13 protein-coding genes are annotated in these 18,244 nt (G+C 46.7%); 6 read left to right on the forward strand and 7 right to left on the reverse strand.

Features of this window, described 5'->3' with window-relative positions; genetic code table 11:
- Positions 1–88: 88 nt before the first annotated feature.
- The 5 genes from M2418_RS12410 to M2418_RS12430 form a co-directional block, all read right to left on the reverse strand.
- Positions 89–1,600 (reverse strand): lipopolysaccharide biosynthesis protein, encoded by a 1,512-nt coding sequence (locus tag M2418_RS12410; RefSeq protein WP_259146856.1) that lies wholly within the window; start codon positions 1,598–1,600, stop codon positions 89–91.
- Positions 1,575–2,519 (reverse strand): glycosyltransferase family 2 protein, encoded by a 945-nt coding sequence (locus M2418_RS12415; protein ID WP_259146858.1) that lies wholly within the window; start codon positions 2,517–2,519, stop codon positions 1,575–1,577. The genes M2418_RS12410 and M2418_RS12415 overlap by 26 nt, the downstream gene beginning before the upstream one ends.
- Before the next feature lie 152 nt (positions 2,520–2,671).
- On the reverse strand, positions 2,672–3,643 hold the full coding sequence (locus M2418_RS12420; RefSeq protein WP_259146859.1) for a glycosyltransferase family 2 protein: 972 nt from the start codon (positions 3,641–3,643) through the stop codon (positions 2,672–2,674).
- A 17-nt stretch (positions 3,644–3,660) separates the two neighbouring features.
- Positions 3,661–4,818 (reverse strand): glycosyl transferase family 1, encoded by a 1,158-nt coding sequence (locus M2418_RS12425; RefSeq protein ID WP_259146860.1) that lies wholly within the window; start codon positions 4,816–4,818, stop codon positions 3,661–3,663.
- 559 nt (positions 4,819–5,377) lie between these two features.
- Entirely contained in the window at positions 5,378–6,265 is an 888-nt protein-coding gene (locus tag M2418_RS12430; protein ID WP_250985248.1) for a polysaccharide pyruvyl transferase family protein, read from the reverse strand.
- A 419-nt stretch (positions 6,266–6,684) separates the two neighbouring features.
- Between M2418_RS12430 and M2418_RS12435 the strand changes: the two genes are divergently transcribed.
- From M2418_RS12435 to M2418_RS12455, 5 genes are all read left to right on the forward strand, one after another.
- Complete coding sequence (locus M2418_RS12435; RefSeq protein WP_250985249.1) at positions 6,685–7,413, forward strand: family 16 glycosylhydrolase; 729 nt, start codon at positions 6,685–6,687, stop codon at positions 7,411–7,413.
- A gap of 378 nt (positions 7,414–7,791) precedes the next feature.
- Positions 7,792–9,078 carry an O-antigen ligase gene (locus M2418_RS12440; protein WP_250985353.1) on the forward strand — a complete coding sequence of 429 codons (1,287 nt, stop codon included), beginning with the start codon at positions 7,792–7,794 and terminating at the stop codon, positions 9,076–9,078.
- Between the two features lie 192 nt (positions 9,079–9,270).
- Positions 9,271–10,263 carry a glycosyltransferase family 2 protein gene (locus M2418_RS12445; RefSeq protein ID WP_259146864.1) on the forward strand — a complete coding sequence of 331 codons (993 nt, stop codon included), beginning with the start codon at positions 9,271–9,273 and terminating at the stop codon, positions 10,261–10,263.
- A gap of 545 nt (positions 10,264–10,808) precedes the next feature.
- The gene (locus M2418_RS12450) at positions 10,809–12,578 is read left to right on the forward strand and encodes a type I secretion system permease/ATPase (RefSeq protein WP_259146866.1); all 1,770 of its coding nucleotides are present in this window, start codon (positions 10,809–10,811) and stop codon (positions 12,576–12,578) included.
- Positions 12,565–13,872, forward strand: coding sequence for an HlyD family type I secretion periplasmic adaptor subunit (locus tag M2418_RS12455; protein WP_259146868.1), 1,308 nt, complete (start codon positions 12,565–12,567; stop codon positions 13,870–13,872). Before M2418_RS12450 ends, M2418_RS12455 begins: the two co-directional genes overlap by 14 nt.
- 382 nt (positions 13,873–14,254) lie before the next feature.
- Here the strand turns inward: M2418_RS12455 and M2418_RS12460 are convergent, their stop codons facing one another.
- Positions 14,255–15,403, reverse strand: coding sequence for a glycosyltransferase family 4 protein (locus tag M2418_RS12460; RefSeq protein ID WP_259146870.1), 1,149 nt, complete (start codon positions 15,401–15,403; stop codon positions 14,255–14,257).
- Positions 15,404–15,508: 105 nt separating this feature from the next.
- Entirely contained in the window at positions 15,509–16,801 is a 1,293-nt protein-coding gene (locus M2418_RS12465; protein ID WP_259146871.1) for a glycosyltransferase family 2 protein, read from the reverse strand.
- 858 nt (positions 16,802–17,659) lie between these two features.
- Between M2418_RS12465 and M2418_RS25695 the strand changes: the two genes are divergently transcribed.
- Positions 17,660–18,163 carry a hypothetical protein gene (locus M2418_RS25695; RefSeq protein ID WP_310503198.1) on the forward strand — a complete coding sequence of 168 codons (504 nt, stop codon included), beginning with the start codon at positions 17,660–17,662 and terminating at the stop codon, positions 18,161–18,163.
- The last annotated feature ends 81 nt before the right edge of the window (positions 18,164–18,244 follow it).

Consider the following 18,244-nt stretch of genomic DNA (forward strand, 5'->3'; position numbering starts at 1 on the left):
GAAGCCTTTTATTTGGTCGATTTATTGATCGAAGTTCAATGTTGAAAATTGAGTATCACGTAACACGAGGCGAGCTTAATTGTGGTGCCTACGACCGTGTTTTCTTAAATACAGACTTTAAATTCGATATTTTATCTCGGGCAAAATAGAACGTTATGCAAACATAAATACTCGCTCCAAAAATTATCTCGAGGAGTAGGCGCACAATCTCTTTTTGCGTGCCGAGGTATTCATGCAACAAGCTTGTGCCTAATAGCATTAAGATCGCTGCGGCAAGCGGAACCGTGAAGATTTTCAGATAAGACCATGTGTTCATTTGCAGGATTTTTGCAGTCAATACAGCTGAGACAGGCCAGTATAGCAATGTTTTCAGCGCAATAGCGAAAACCATAACCCCTACGCCAAAACTGTAGGAAATTAATACGGTTAAAGCCGTCAGTAATTGATTGGTCGCCATATACCACATCCACCAATCAACTTTGCCCTGACTGCGGATCAAAGACGATTGCAGCACACCAATTGAGGTTAGAAGGCCTATTACACAGAAAGCCTGCAACGGTAGCACGGCATCAACCCACTGCGTTCCGAATACGAAGGGGATTAAGTCGCGGGCGACAACGGCTAGTCCTAGGAAAACTGGAAATGAAACTGCTGAAGATACAAATGTGGCCGATAAAAATACTTCTCTGAGTTTTGTTTGCTCTGTTCTAAGTGAAGAAAGAAGAGGAAAGGAAACCGAGCTCAAAACACCAACAATAAGCTGGCTGAGTATCTGGTGAATACGCTGAGCAAAACCGTAAAGGCCAAGAGGCGTTGTTCCAAGAAGAAAGCCTACCATTACCTGGTCGACGCTTACTGTTGTAAGAATGCGGTTTCCAGACGCAAAAAGTCCAAATCTTTTCAATTCAGAAAGAGATGCCTTGTCTACGTGCAGACTTGGTTTCCACTTTACAGACAGAAAAGCGGCTACAGAGGCGGCCATTGCCGCTGACAATTGAGAAATAGCTAAGGCCCATGCGCCATAACCCATTGCGAGCGTCGTGAGACACACAACCGCGGAAACAACTGCGGCCAATGTCGTTCGAAGCGCTAGTCGATCAAATGACATTGAGCGAGTGAGCAGGGCATTTGGCACAGTTGCTGCCAGATCGAAAATTACACGAGCGCCAATAACGGCAATAAATGCCGCTAGCTGCTCTTCACCAGACATGCCTGATAATGGCCACGCCGCAAGAAGTAGACCGCCGTATATGATTACGGCTGCCGCTACGCAAAGCCAGAAAACACTGTCCAGGTGTTTTTTTTCGATATTAGTATTTTGTACGATTGCTTCGCCAAATCCAATTGGTGCAATCGCGCTCGCGAAACTGGCTATACCTGCTGCGAACGCAACGACGCCGAATTCGGCGGGCGACAGATAGCGAGAGGTAATCGTAAATACGCCAACGCTCACGACCAGAGGAACTAGGCTGTTCATCGTCGACCATGCGACACCAACGATGGCGGCTTTAGCGCGTCCGGATTTCAAATGCTGATAAGAATCGCCGGCCTGTTGTGAGGGAAGCTTGTCTTTCTCACCTGGCATTGGTGTTTTTTCCATCCGTGAGCGTGGCTCCATACTGTTCGATTTCCTGGGCGCCTACCAACGCGGAGAGCACGCCAATGTGGAGCGCGCCCCTTATATAGTTTCGCCGCCAGGATACGGGAGAAAAAACAGTGAGCGCCGCGCCGGAAAAACAATACGCCGCCTTGAAGCTTGTGATTAGAAAAGCGTAGGCTCGAGCTATGGCCTGCTTTTTCTTTTTCAAGAGGATTTTGCCGTGTGTTTGACCCGAGCGATATCTCCGTGTCGCAAGCCATTTTAAACTTGCCCGAGAAGACGGCACGATCTCTTCCACCCAAGCATTCTCGGCATAAGAAATCCGACCACCGTTGCTGTAAATCCGATCGAAGAAGTCAGTATCTTCTCCCCCACTTTTGCCCCGAGCAATATCGAATCTTAGCTCGGAAAGTGTAGGCTGGCGCATATCCAGAAGGGAGTTGCACGTGTAGCCCGTTATGATTTCTCCATTTACAAACGTGGGGAACGTTGAGTGAAAATTGCCTTGCACCATCCAGTTTGGCGAGTCTTTGGAGAAAATTGCTCTTACGGGACCGAGAACGGCATGGGCATTGTTTTTTTTTGCCACATTCATCAACTCGATAAGCCAGTCAGTGGTAACGGTTTCGTCGTCGTCAATAAATGCCAGGTAATCGCCCTTTGCCGCGCCAAGGCATGCGTTTCTTGCGATAGAGATATTGCTAGCGGGCGCGTGAATGTACCGGATAGGGAATGGAAACCCCACTGCAGATGCCTCAACCAGTTCGCGGGCACTTGGCGTAAAATCATTATCAGCGACAATAACGTTAACGTTCCAGCTCTTGTCCGTTTTGATACCGGAAAGAGATCCTAGTGTAAGTGTTATTTGAGGCCGTCTAAAGGTACATATGCAAATCGTAATTACCGTTTCCGGCACCATGAATAATCATCCACTTATTTGAAATTACGTTTTTAATCAAAGCTCTAATCAATAGGCTTTTGACCATACACGAAGTCGGGTTGTTTTCATAGGACGCATAACGGAGTTCTCTCTGGAACTCACGTTACACGTCATCACAGCTATCAGTGTGTTCAGGTGTAGCTCTTTTTTTGCATGCCAATTATCTGGAGCCAAAAACCAATCGACCATGCCATGTGCATGATCATGATTGGCAGTCCGGATAAAAGGGCGGCAAAACTGCGTTCCCGTGCCATTGTGAGAACCGCAATTGCAATACAAATTCCTGCCCAGAGAGAAAATGGCAAAGCTGCAACCGGGTGGATGACGCAAAGCGCAACGAGAAAGGCAGACGGAGCGACCAACAAGGGTACCATCTGTCGAATTTTAGGAATTGCGCGATGTTTCATGATGTTTCTGGCCCGGCCTCTGCCGTAACCAAGATATTGCCGGAAGAGGCTTTTTGCGGTTCTACGCGGATAATAAATCATCCTGGTCTTGTCAGTCATCCATATTTTATGCCCGGCATTCAGGAGGCGGTAGTCCAACTCAGCATCTTCGTTGTGCGTGAATGTTTCGTCATAGCCATTCACACTGCGGAACGCATCAATGCGCATTAATGCGTGGTGTCCATGATCCACCCAACAACCATCCGAACCTACCCGGTGCTTTGACCCTCCGGTACCAAGTTTGGAGTTTTGAGCAATCGCCGTTGCCCGTTGAAAAAGACCAAAACCTTCTGTTTTCATGGGAACAACAACTGAACTTGCGCCAGTTTTCGTAGCTTCTTCTATCAGGATTTGGCAGTAATTTTCCGGATAACCGCCGTGAGCATCAATCCTGATCAGATATTCTGCACCTGCGCCAAAATGCTCTACGGCGAGGTTGATTGCCGAGCTTTGTATTTTCTTTTTGTTATCCAGAAAAAATACATTGTCGTACTGAGTCTCTTTGTATTTTATTTCTTGAATAGTCCCGTCTGTGCTGCCGCCATCGACAACAATCAAATCAGCACCGATGAGAGTAGCCTGCTTGGCCATGCTGTCGATGATTGAGCTGATGTGGTTTATTTCATTCAGGCAGGGGATAACGATGATGTTTTTCAATTTTATCTCCTAATATTTTATTCTAAAATCGTGATTTGAGCGGACCCGGTTCGCTCTTTACTAATCTCGCCTACCAGGCTGCTGCATGATGCCTTGGTGAAAGTGAACTTTCGCGGATCACTTTGCTGAACACGTTGCTTAAGTTTGTCTGCGTCTAATGGCGTAATCTGTGAAAAAATGTCCCGTAAAACCTCGGGAGTTGCCTCTTTCACCGTTAGCCCAATTGCACTATTTTTCAAAAAGTTTGCAGTCTCGGTCCCGTTTACGGCAATCGGCACTCTGCCATACCGGCAGCCTTCGTAAATTCGATTTGGCAAAAGCCAACTCGAATTTAATCCTTCTTCAAAAAAGTCGATCGCCCAGATGAAGTCCACGTCTTCATAAATCGATTTCAAATCTTCGGGAGACTTGTACGCACCTTCAAACGACAAGTAAGGTTCAGCCGCCACCTCAGCATCAAAGTTATCGAATTCCTGATAAGCAGGCTTTCCACGCAAGACAACCTGGACCTTGCCATCCATCATTCGCGAGAATGCGCTCAGTATGGCGAGAGATTTACGGCATCTCAATATACCGAACCAGCCTATTCGCCATGCTGGCGCAGCAGAAGAATTGCGCTCTGTTACAGCGGTAGCATCGTTTTGTTCTAGATCGAGAACCTTGTTTTCGACCAACAATACAGGCTTCGTCAGTTGTTGTTTGGGTTTGAAGTAATTAGTCAAATAGGCAGGCGAACTGGTTATGAGCATCGATGTGCTGCGAAGCAACCATCGTTCGACTGCTCTGGCAAATTTTCCTAACGTGCCCTGATTGAGCATGATCCTGTGTATATCCAGGCACTCATAAACGATTCTTGTCGCTGACCTTGAGGAAAAGGTGACGCGTCTCGCGAGCGCCAGCATTTCCAGATTTCTTGCGATAATCACATCGTATTTTTGGTTGTGGAGCTGCGTAACAGATCTACTGAAGAGAACCTTTAGAACTCTGTCGCCAAATTTGCCGTCTCTGGTTGTTCCAAGAACTATCGGTTGGCAGCCTTCAATATCTACGGCGCCGGAAGATTGTTCTCTGACAAAGCCGGCCACCGACACTGTGGCATTGCCTGCCTTCAGCATCTTGATACGTTTCCGTACCGCTGAGTCTGCTAAATCGTGAACAAGATATAAAACGTTCATAACATCAGTTCTTTTGTGTTTTCGTCGTTTCAAAATGATTATGTGCGGCTCGGCAGCGCTGTAGACGATAGAATTGTAGTTCAATGAAGGCGCGCAAGGTCGGAGCAGCGGCTATTATGTAAAATACAGTCCTTGTGGAAAATTAATAAGTTAACGCGGGTATTAATTCTAACCTATACTGATTATAGATATTTATATTTAGAATTTTATCGGCATCTTAGTTTATTGTAGGGCGTTTGGAAAGTTGACATTGCTGTAGAAGTTAACGGGTGTTTTTTCTTACAGTTGCGGTTCCCAAAGCGCCTTTTTAATGTGTAGTAGACTGCTCTTATGAAGCCTGTCTGAAAAGATTGTGTCACCATCACGGCCAGCCCATCGCCGCTTCAACGCGAGAGACCAAGCTGTTTGCTCTAAACTCAGTTTCGCAACGGCATTTCATCGAACATCAAGGCAAAGCAGTAAGTCAGATTATAGTTCTTACATCAGAGATTTTCGCGGCCGACAAAAAGTCAGGCCGCGAATTCATCGGTAAATCATTTTATTTTAACAGCGTTCTAACCTAAGCGCGACCGGCGACAAATTGATCGAGGGCAGTTGACGCTCTTTCTGTGGCGCGCGCTATGTCGCTATCCTGGCTGAGTTGTGGTTCGACCGAGGTAAGCTTTTGTAGTTGACGAGCAGCGAAATGGGTGAGGATTTGGTTGAAAGGTTTCGCCAATGCCGATTTGTTCAACCTGAATGCCCTTTGGCCATGGTTTTTGCGTGTCTTCGAAAGCCGAAGATGTGCTTCGAGCAGGCTCGAAGGAGCGAGAGCGTGTGGCCGTAAAGAAATATTCAGCGATTCGGCCCAGTCTAGCCACTTCATCTGATTTTCAACATGTATCGGTTTTGCTGCCACCCAAGGGGTTCGCACTGCATCAGCAACAATGGCACCGTGCATCGCTTCGGTGATGAGTGCCTTTGCGCCGCGAATTTCTGACAGGATTGTTTCGACATCACCGCGTGGATCGATGAGCCGAATGCCAGCCAGTTTGCAAACCTCGGGCCAAAAGCCTCTGTCGAAGCTATGAAAATGCGGCATGAAGGCGATATCAAGCTTCTTTTCAGGCGCGGGCAACTCCAGAAGCCTCAGCAAAATTGCGCTGTCACCGATTGCCTTCTCCGCAGGAATATCCAACAGGGCGGCTGTTCGTGGGCCTCGTACAAAAACCACATTCCATGAGCCATCATTCATGTTTGGCATGTCGGTATATCCGCCATAGCCAGAGCCGATAACATGCTTTTTCGCGGTTTTAGGCAGGTTGTTCCAAATGATTGAGCCAATTCCCAGAAACAGTTCGCTTTCGTCTTCATCCAAAAAACCGGGCGGTACCAATTTGTGCCACATATATTCGTTTAGTTCGTCACCAAAATTTGGCACTGTTCCCTTGAAATAGGTCAATTTCATAAAATGATCTCCGTATAATTATTCTGATATTATATGTGGCGACGCGTATCACATTAATTTTTAAATCAAGGACATATTAAGTTAGTACGGCAATTACGGTCACAGAAAAATTGGGATTAGTAGTTTTTTGCAGTGCTGACGCCTCTTTGACTTTGTTCTAGCCGTTTTAGGGCGTTTGTTGCGGGATGCCTCAGATTGAGTTCAAAGCGACGGATTCTGGGTTGCCCTCACATACACCACTTTTTTATAGTGATTTGCGCACCGGACCTCTCCGACGCGTCGTTCTGTTTTTGGGAGTGTATTACCTGCGCTCCTCGGGTGGGTATTTGACGTAGTGCCCCTTCGTTATGCCAATTTATTTTCGCAGACATAAGCTGCAAAGAAATCCATGTAACCAATCAATTACGAAAGGTAGACAAATGATGACTAGGCTACTCCCATTCCTTTTCGCATTTCTCGTTCCGTTCGCGGTGTCAGCGCAATCTCTCCCAAGTTGGGCCGGAGTTAAACTTGAAACCTGGAATTACACCAATGATTTTTTTCCTTCGCAATGGGGAGAGGCAAAGCTCGGTGGGTATAACTGGCAGGCTGCCAATGCGAGCATATCTGGCGGCACTCTTCTGTTAAGTGTTTCCGAAAAAGCATCAGCTCAGGTGCAAGCTAATCAATATTATAGCCACGCGCTCTGGGAAATTGACGTCGTCCTACCCCAGATGCGTTCCGGTCTTGTTGCTGCGCCTCTCTGGTTGATGAGCCGCGACAAGTCGGACGAAGTTGATTTCGAGTTCCTTGGCACCAAGGGGCTTACGCTTACAACGTGGACCAATGTTAATGGCGTTAAGTCAGCGGTGTGGAGCAGGGGGCCCAATCAGCCGATTATTCCCGGAAATCTTTCTGGCAAGCGCTACAAATTGGGCATTGAGTACGAGGCTGGTAAGTCGATCACCTACTATGTTGATGGCCAGAAGCTAATAACAATTACTTCAAATGATACCAAAGGATCATTTCCGTCGTTACCGATGAAGGCATTTTTCGACCTTTGGGCCGCCAATGGTGTAGATCCTGGCTGGGCCGGTGCTTGGCAACCCTTGTCAGGTGGCGAACAACTAACCATGCAAGTCCTCGGCTACAAGGTCACCGCATTGTGATAACCATACTTTCGATTTGCGTTCGTATAGGATGGAGCGTGTCGATATCGATTTTTGTGGGTTCCCTCACTGTGTAAGTAAGGCAGGGATTTAAGGTGTCGCAAGGTGCAGCGGTGAGGGCTTAAAGTCGTTACCGCTGCGTCGGTGAAACATGACGAGAAATTACGTGTCGCGTAAGAAAGTCGTACTATTGCCGATTTCGCGATTATGCTGTGAGTTTGGGGAAAAAATATTATTGGAAATGTGGTCGCGGTTTGTGACGTTATATTGAGGACAATGATTCATTGCTGACACATACACGAACGTCGCCGGATTTATTGCAACCAATTTTTGCCTACGGGGTAACGGCTACAATGATTGGAAGTTAGTTTGAATATTGTGTCAAAAAATGCTCGTAGAGGAGAGAGTTCCGGGCTTTCTGTAGAGTTGTGGTTGTTTGCAAACGCTTTTTTTTCGATTCTCGCGTTGATGCTGATTCCACTTGTCGGAAATCTTGGAGCTGCAGGTTTCATTCTGTTCGGGCTAGCTTTTTGTATTGTACGATTTCCATCGATTGTCAGTGATGCCGCGAAATATAGCCATCTTTTGATACTTCCAGCTTACTGCATAATTTCGGCGTTATGGTCTAATTATCCTGACATTACCTTCCGCTATGCAATTCAACTCTTAATAACGTTGAGCATAGCTATAATATTCGCGACGTCGCTGAGTTCGACCAAATTAATACGCGCGATTTTCTACGCCTATCTGATAGGTTGCGTTATATGTGTCTTGATGGAATTGGCTGGTAATCGAGGGCAAGCATGGGCTGGATTTTTTGGAAGTAAAAACGGATTTGCCGCTCTTGCCTCCATTTTGTGGATACTATCTTTTGCTGTTCAAAAAATGCCGGAAATGCGGATGTGGAGGCTTGTTGCACTAGGCTACATTTTTGTTGGGCCGATCTTTATTGCTCTTGCTCAGTCCGCCGGAGCCATTCTGGCAATTATGCCTATCCTGGCGAGTATCGTTTTTTTTCGCATGCTTGTAAGGATGTCTCACACGGTAAGGATCATAGCGACCTTCGCTCTGGTGGCTTTTTTTGTAATCATGGGATCAATTCTCTCCACATACTCAGAAGAAATAACATCGAGTGTGCTGGAGTATTTTGGAAAGAGTCCCGACTTGACCGGCCGCACAGAGCTTTGGGATTACGCCTATTATCTCATCGCCAAGAATCCGCTGTTTGGAGTAGGTTACCGAGGTTTCTGGGTGATCGGTAACGCGGACGCAGAAATGCTTTGGGCCGAATTTGATGTTCCATCTGGTGCCGGATTTAATTTTCACAACACCTATATCTCTAACGCCGTGGAGCTTGGATATGTTGGAGTGGCAATACAAGTAGCAATCTTGTATTTGGCGCTCTACAGAGGTTTCAAGCTATGTGTTTCAGCACCTTCTGCAGACAATGTCCTATGGTTCACGATTGTCGCATTCAGCATCTCTCGTAGTTTCAGTGAGGTGACATTTTTTACTGAGTTTACTGTCCAATCATTCTTGCCATACATCGCGTATATAAAAATTGCGCAAAGCTCTCGCGCTTTAAGAGAAGCATCGAACGTCCCTACGGAGCGTCAAATCATCGGGCGTCAGCCGTATCGGATTAATGGGTTTCGTCGAGGGTAAAGCACGTTGCATGTGTCGTATGAGGAGGCAGCAAGGTGTTTTTTGCAATGAGGCTTCGCGTGCCGGTTATCTAGGCGTTGCCATGAGATTGGCAAAGGGTTACTTCTCGGCAAAGCACATCTGATTATATTTTGTTTGAATTGAATAATCTCTTTTTCCCGTTTTCAGGGGCAAACTATAGGGCAAATTCTAATGTTATCGAATGAATTGGTTCACGTTCGCACTCCAACTTACCGCAGGCCAGTTATGCTGCGTCGTGCATTAGAGTCGCTCATCAATCAGACGTGGTCCAATTGGATTTGTGATGTTTATGATGACGATCCGGATGCCGCAGGCCGAGAGGTTTGCGCTTCTCTCAATGATGACCGTATACGCTACAACCACAACTCACCGCAGAACTTTGCCTCTAAAAATATCGACCAGTGCTTCACGAAAAAGAATCCTCACTCAGCAGATTTTTTCTTCGTATTAGAGGACGATAATTTCGTATTCGAACGATTTATCGAGGAGAATATAGAGTTATGTCATCTCCACAACGTGAATGTCGTTCTACGTAACCAAGTGATTGAAACTGCCAGTGGAACTGAGAATGCCAGATTAAGTGACGTGGGAGTACTGAACCATCTTTTTAAGGAAGGGCTGTATCCGCCAGAAAGATTTCGGCTCTCGCTGATCACTGGTATAGGTGTGTCAAATGGTGGCTTGTTCTGGTCACGGCATACGAAAAGCACACTAGAAATTGGTGTAAAGTGCACCGCTACGGCGCAAGAATATCTCAGAACATACGCTATTAGCGAGCCTGTTTACGTAGCTATGACGCCGCTTGCTGCTTGGGCGGAGAATGCGGAGCAGACAACACGTAATGCCGAAATTGATGCTTCCTATCTCAAAAGAGAACTGGACCTCAAAAGGTGTATTCAAAGCTTGCAGCGTCTGGCGTGGCTTTCTGCGGGCAAAAATGAAAAAGAAAATTATATTACAAATGAAGCATTTCGTTCCAGCATTTCCGAAAGAGAATATGGTTTGTTAAAATCGTTCCTTATCGGATTTCATCAGTCACATGCACTCACGTTTCGTGCGAAGCTGAAAGCGATGTCGCGAGGTTTGTTGATCCGCGTTGTGGGAAAAAATTACCCGGAGTTTTACGAATTCTTGAGTAAGGTAAGGCATCCCACAATCCCGTGAAAAAGCGCAGCGCTAGCAGTGTTTGCGGAGATTAATGCCTGTGAAGATGCGGCGTGCCGTCGGTAGGCTTGTCTAAATTTCATGTCGTTTTAAAGGTATAGTCGTCCGGTCAACTGTAGGCACTAACGACTTGGCTCCAAGATATCGCGTCAGTGAGGAGCGAGGCGGGCGTCTGTGCGTCGCCCGCCGCTATTCGCCCGTGCCCGTACATGGGGACGAGCATTTCTTCCTTGTCACGTCAGGCCGGCTGCTGCTTTAGCGTTGGGTCGTCGAGCCGTTGTCGTTGGTAACGTAAACATTGCAATTGTATTTGTGGTTTAAGGAGATACAGCCTGGGTTTCTTTTGAAATCTTGAGTGATTTTGTGTGATAATCCATGAATCGCAATGCAGTGTTGTAAGATTTTGTTTTTTTGTTTGCTGCGGCAGAAAATTAATCATTGATATTAAGCAATACATAATTTTTTATTTGTGTTTTTTCGCACAACATCTAATAAGTCGATTTTATTTGCCGTAGATACTAACGGTCTTTTCAATCGGTATTGTTATGAAATTTCATGCGAAATCTATGGCATTTAGCCTCTTCTTAATGAGTTGCGTCATCAACATACTGGTGATGACATCACCCATCTTTATGCTACAGGTTTACGACCGTGTGCTTGCCAGCGGAAGTGTGCCAACTTTGTTGGGGCTGTCACTTCTCGCGATCATCCTTTACGTCTTCCAATTTATTCTGGACACAACGAGATCGCGACTGCTTTTACGAGTGGGTGAGTTATTCGATAATGTGTATTCGAAAAAAGTCTACACCGCGATCGTTCGACGTCCATTGACCTCGCGGATGACCGGCGACGGTCTGCAGCCATTGCGAGACTTGGATAATGTTCGAGGCTTTTTTGCCGGCCCAGGGCCCGCTGCGATTTTCGATCTGCCGTGGATGCCATTTTATCTTGCTGTCTGTTTTCTTTTTAACTTCTGGATTGGCGTGACTGCAACGGTTGGAACATTTCTGTTGATCGCCCTGTCTATTCTGAACAGCTTTTTATCCAAAAAGCCCATTCAGGAAACAATTACAAAAAACATTACACGTAATAGTCTTGCCGATTCTGCACGTCGTAATGCTGAAATTATCAAGGCGATGGGCCTCGAATCCCGTTTTCGGGACCAGTGGATCAAATCCAACCTCGCCTACATCGAAGAAAACAGAAAAGTCGGTGACGTTGTTGGCGGAATTGGAATTTTGTCGAAGACTATCCGCATTGTCCTGCAATCTGCGATATTAGCGGTTGGCGCATGGTTGGTCGTAGATAGACAAGTGACGGCCGGCGTTATGATCGCAAGCTCAATTATGATGGGACGCGCACTCGCACCGATTGAACAGGCTGTTGCAAGCTGGAAATCCGTGCAGATGGCATTTCAGAGTTGGAGAAAGCTTACGGCTTCAACTGCAGAAATTGAACTGGAAACGGAACTGACGGCCCTTCCGCCTCCGACCTCGCAACTGAGACTAAGTGGCATCGTCATTGTACCTCCTGGTGAAAATAGACCTTCCGTATTAGGCGTTAATTTTTTTGTTAATGCTGGCAGTGCAGTTGGTGTTGTGGGAGCCTCCGGGTCAGGTAAATCAACCTTATCGCGCGCCATCGTCGGCGCTTGGAAACCGGCAGCTGGTGAGGTCCGAATGGATGGCGCGAATATCCAGCACTGGGACCCTCGTGCTTTGGGGGAACACGTTGGATATCTCCCGCAGGGGATTGAGCTATTCAACGGAACGATTGCAGATAACATTGCTCGTTTTGAGGAAAATCCAGACGAAGCTGCAATTATTGAAGCTGCCAAGATTTCTGGTGCGCATGAAATGATATTGCAGTTTGAAAACGGCTATCAAACCAATATCGGCGAAGCTGGCAATGCACTGTCCGCAGGACAGCGTCAGCGTGTTGGTCTTGCTCGCGCGCTTTACAAAAATCCGTTTCTGGTTGTCCTGGATGAGCCAAACGCCAATCTTGACGCAGAAGGTGAAGCAGCAGTTGTCCGTGCGATTTTTGCTGTTCGCAATCGCGGTGGCATTGTGATTGTTGTTGCGCACAGGCCGAGCGCAATCAGCGCTGTGGATTATGTTCTGGTGATGGAAAACGGCAGGCAGAAGGCCTTCGGACCGCGTGATGAGGTGCTCTCAAAGGTTCTTCAGTTGCCCAACGCCGCTCGTGCTTCTCAACCGAGCCAAAGTGGGCAGCAATTCAAGATCGTTGCAAAGCAAGATTTGCATATGACCGAAGAAAACAACACTTCGGAGATCCCAAGTGAACGACATTGAAGACACACAAGCCTACAGCTCTATCAAACGGCATTTTCTGGTTGGATTCGCTGCGTCCGTTTTGCTTTTCGGCGTGGTCGGCACTTGGGCTGCCCTGACGAATATCGCAGGCGCTATTGTCGGGTCGGGGCACTTCGTTGTTAATACGTACGTAAAGAAGATACAGCACCCTAAAGGTGGCATCGTTGACGAAATCTTGGTCTCTGAGGGGCAAGTCGTCAAAGCTGGTGAGACACTTATGCGTCTGGATCCTACGCAAGTACAGGCAAGCCTGGCCATCGTGAGCAAGCGTCTTGATGAACTCAATGCGCGCCGGTTACGTCTGGAAGCCGAGCGTGATGACAGAGACGGCTTTGCACCTGACGAAGCGACGGCACCATTCGCGCTCACAAACGACGTGGACGAGGTAAATGCCGAGAAACGTATCTTTACGTTCAGAAAAGAGTCCCGCGAAAGTAAAAAAGCGCGCCTCAGGGAACGTATTATCCAATTCAATCATGAAATTGATGGACTCAAGGCACAGGAAGTCGCCTACAGCGATGGACTTTCTGTGCTTCATTCAGAAATTACCTCACTGGAGGGGTTGCGAAACAAGGGCGCCGTATCTGTTCAGAGACTTAACAGTCTGAAGACACAGGCTGCGACCTATGGCGGTGAGCGTGGTGAGAAAGTTGCCTTCCAAGCTCAGGTTGCCGGTAAAATCACCGAAGCTGAGCTTGAAATCCTCGCGATTGATCAAGATTTCAGGACTGAGGTTGGAACAGAACTTAGAGAAGTTCAGGCGCAGATCGGCGAGTACGTCGAGCGAAAAATCGCTGCCGAAGACGATCTCAAGCGTATCAACATTATCTCTCCTTTGAGCGGTACTGTGCACGAACTGACCGCTCATACGGTGGGCGGTGTCATCACGCCAGCGGAAACGATTATGCAGATTGTTCCTGTTGGAGACGAGCTTGCCATTGATGTGCGCATCCAACCGAAGGACATTGATCAGGTTAGGGTTGGCCAGTTAGCATTTCTTAGGCTTACGGCCTTTAACCAACGCACTACACCGCAGATGGAAGGTGAAGTCAGCCGTGTCGCTGCCGATCTCACGTTGGATGAGAGATCTGGTATGTCTTATTATGCGGTGCGTATATTCCTTCGCAGAGATGAAACTGAGAAGCTTGGCAGTCTTGTTCTGGTGCCTGGCATGCCGGCTGAAGTTCTTATTCAGACCGGTGACAGAACAGTTCTATCCTACCTGATGAAGCCGCTCAGAGATCAGCTGGAAAGAGCCTTCAGAGAGGAATAGTCAACGTGCTGCGTGGCCTGTTGTCATGAGTTGTACTCGCATCGCGAAAATATGGTAACCTGTCGAGAATTGACACACGCCTGAACAGTTCTCGTTGGAGTGTATTTTAGGCTTCGAAATAAAGCTCTTAAAAGCGAACAAACCTAGCCATCAGGTAATTGAGCGAGCGCCTTCTGTCTGCCGAAAGAAGGTTAAATACCTGTTGGCTAGTTACTCATCATTCTCCGCCTAGAGAGAGGTGAGACGACTGAGTTATTAAGATCGTCGAAGGCGGTCTGCGCTGACTTTTGGGTGTGTCACGGTAGGATCGCTAATTCGCATATTGCGATTGTGGAGCACCCCTAAGGCTTGTTGAACCAATCACAAAAATCTGCATACAGCTCTATTTTCTGTCTAATACGACGTTATACAATTCGTCCCAATACGCACTCGCAGTATTTGCATCAAAAAAGTCTTTTGCGGTGTTGTGCGCGGCTTTGCGCATGTTAGCGTATTGATCTGGATTTGTGATTTGTGTCAGCTTCTTTACTGCGCCGGTTGCCAACCTTTCGACATTGCCAGCGAATAACTGCTCGAAATCTGCATTACCACGACTATTAAAGTCCGGACGCCAATCTGGTGCGCCTTGGGTCGTGGCTGGTGCCAGCGAAAATCCATTGACGCCGTCCGAGATAAACTCCGGCAGCGCACCCTGGTTTGTGCAAATAACAGGCGTTCCCTTCGCCATAGATTCTATCGCGCTGTAGCCAAATGTATCTGCGAAGGTTGTGAGCAACGAAAAATGGCTACGCTCCAGCAGCTTCATGACTTCAGGGTTAGGTAGCGTCTTATGATGTCTCACATTTGGTAGCGAGAGCAACCGAAGATATGGGGTGTAAAATTCTTCACGCGATGGGTCCGTCCAGATGGAGCCACCGCATTGCAAAGCTGAAACAATGTTAAAAACATAAGGTAGCTTTTGTTCGAAAGCCAGCTCTGCCATTCGCAGAACAGTACACCCACCTTTTCTGGAAAAGTGATTTCCGACAAACGTCAGATTGATTTCACCCTCCCAAACCGGTGCGTGGTCGTTCCACTCAGGAATATCCATATTGGGATATCGTATGTCGAGTTTTCCCCTCAGTAGCGACCGCTCTTCGTCTTTTAGATCGGCGTTATCTAACCCTTCGATGAAGTTGTTTTGAGCGTATCTGGAAATACCAACAATCTTCTTGCAACGTCTAGATAGGAGCTGACCGTACAGAAATTTTTCGTATGAACCGCTATGATTGCCGAAGAAGCGAGGGAGATGAGACTCGTAACCAATCACAAATCTTTTGGCGTTTAACGGTATGCGGTTGAATGCATGAATTAAATCGGACGACCATGTGTCGACCGGATTGAACACCGTAAAGCCGTCAAGTCCACCTCTTATTCTGTTGAAAGGAACGAAACGTTTGCGTTTTACGTTGTTTTTTGAATGACGAGGCCCGCTGAAATCCCAAGGATAACCTACAGGAGCAAGAATATTTAATTTTGAGCGATTAACCACTGACTACTTACCTTGTGAATCGTCTTAAAATATTAGTTTTGGCTCTGGTGTATTTGAAAATTAACGCTTTTCTCTATGTCTTTTGGCCCGCCGGGTATATGCGCTTTAGTTGTTGATCGGCGTCAGTTTGGTTCGTTTCTCAGGTGCAGGGATAAAACCAGAGTAGTAGTAACCTGCTGGATTATTGTAAAGCAGCGCTACGGTGTTCAGGCCCGAGAAACGGGCCAGTCGCTGGTGTTGTTTCTTTTGTACGTCGTATGGTTTTTCCCATAAAGTGGCTGTGTCTTGTAAATCAGGAACCGCTTCGATCAGAAGCGTCGAATTGTGCTTTAATGCGAAGTCATTTGCTGCGGTCAGGTCGACGGGGAGCGTTTGCGTGTCTTCAAAAAAAATCGTAATTTTTGCTTGGGTTTCAGGAGCGACTTTGTCGCGACGCTTAAGTAATTTGGCTGTTCGTTCACCAAATATTCTGGCAAATTTCCCGATAAGCCCCGGGTGGCGGATCGCCAGTTTCGCACCGGAAACAAAATGCCGAGCTTTGATTTCGGCAACGAAACGCTCAAATAAGAGCGCGTTATTGAGTGAGCGTATGTTCGCATCGAAGATTTTTTCGACGCTATTGCTGAATGGTCCGTGAGCAGAACGAATTTTTTCGTGGCTGACAATCATTGCTTCCACGGCTTTCACCGACAATCGATAGGAAATAGAACTGTTGTGTCGTCGATATAGATAAAATGGTTGCGGGATGACGGTATATCGTGCGCCTTTGATAAGCAGCCGCAAAACCAATTCATAATCTTCGCCAATTTTCAAAGTTTCATCGTATCGAACCCCCTTGAGGATCGTTTTACGAAACAGTGGTTTTAAATAGCCGAACGCAGGTGCGTTTTGGGCTTGATCGCCAAGAAAACTGTCCAGTGTTAGATTAAAAGGTTGAGAAAAATACCGTCCGCTTAGGAGAAAGGATACGTCGTTGCTGTCGTAAGTGTTAAAGTGGAGTAGGTCGTCAGCGACGATATCAGCATTAAAATGATCAGCAGCAAGCAACAGTTTTTCAAACCTGCATGGGTGTAGCAAGTCGTCAGAGTCAACGATCGATACCCATTCACCGCGTACTTCGTTTAGCGCTCTATTCCGAGCCCTTGCTGGACCTTGATTGATTTCAGATGTCAGCAACCTAATTCTATTGTCAGACTTCATCATGTTTCGGACGATTTCTACACTGCGATCAGATGATGCATCGTCCGATATGATTAACTCTATCTCTTTGATGCTTTGCTGCAGGACCGAATTAATTGCGTCCTCAATATATAGCTCGCCACAATAATTTGCCATCACTACAGATATTAGCGGTTTAATGAACTCCGTGCTCACGTGAGTTTTGTTTTTGTTTTCCAATGTAAATACCCGTATTTTTATAGGCTATAATATAATGTTTGCACTATGAGATACTGTTCTTTTGTGGTTTGTATCAGGTGTAAGCTGGTGCGGTGTTGTATTGTTTAAAGTCATTAATTTTGAATGCGGGTCGATGTTTGGTTTCCGGATTGCGCGGTGACCGTAAGATAATTGGCTTGAAAATATGCCAACTGCCGCATCGCTGTCAATTTTAGTGGGCGGCGGTTGTCTATTGTGTCTTGCTCTGCTGATCGATATTTCACCATTTTCTGGCATGGACTAGGAGCAGATACACCCAATTATTAATTTGGTGCATGGTTTTTCTTGGCGATATGACGCCGGAATAACGCCGCTTAATTGGCTAATGTAATTCATGAAGCCGATCTACTGGCTAAACTGCATCGGTTGTTTCGTGCGTTGGGGGCATTCTGAGAGTCCGATAGATCTGCCATCTGTTACGGATGAAAACGACCACCCTCTTTTATGAGCGTCATGGTGCCCCTTTGCCAGACACTTTGCGCTCGCATTTATTCATTGCGACAGCATAGATGGAGCTTCGGCTAGCTTTTATTTTTATTGTCAGAGCTTTAAGCGTGATGATTGCGGCTTCTTTGGTGGTGGTACAGAATCAACGTAGAACTGTTGAGGGTATTTCCCAGTTGTTCGTTTGAGTCTACGAACTTGTAGGCAACTTTAATAATATGTTATCTATTTTATTTTTCCGGCTACTTGTTGATTGTTTCAAGTTGCAATGGTTAAATTAATCTTAATGCTTCAAAACTGACTTTTCGATATTGACACAGGTTGGGCAACGTATAATTAATTACCCATTAAATTTTCTAATTGGAGATTAATGAAATGGCAACAACAGTTTTTACCCCGACCCCAGGGGATGATACTTTTACCGGTACTGCAGGCAACGAAGTTATTCGTGGCGGCGCAGGCAACGACAAAATTTACGGTGGTGCAGGTTCTGACCGTATCGACGGCGGCGCTGGTAACGATCTCATCATGGGCGGTAAGGGAGTTGACTACCTGTACGGTGGCGCTGGCAACGACACTTTCGCATTTTCCAAGAATGACTTCGATTCTGGTCTGGGCCATGGCGCTCAGGACTACATCTGGGACTTTGAGGGTGCTGGTGGCTGGAGCGCTACTGGAAACGATTTCCTTCGTTTCACAGGCTTTGGTGCAGAATCGACATTGGTGAAGAATGTTGCTCTATCGGCTGACGCGGGCATTCACAATCCAGGTCTAAGCATTTACACGCTGACCGACAGTGCTACTGGCCTTGAATATAGCATCGCTATCAAGTCCGTAAACGGCGCTGATCTCGTCAAGGGCGATTTCGGCTTCTATTGATAGCGGCGGGGCTGCCGCGTCACTTTTTGTGCGGGGCAGGTTGGTATAGCTTTAATTGAGACGTGCTCCAATAGGATGTTG

The sequence above is a fragment of the Rhizobium sp. BIGb0125 genome (genome assembly GCF_024810055.1).
Taxonomy (GTDB): domain Bacteria; phylum Pseudomonadota; class Alphaproteobacteria; order Rhizobiales; family Rhizobiaceae; genus Agrobacterium.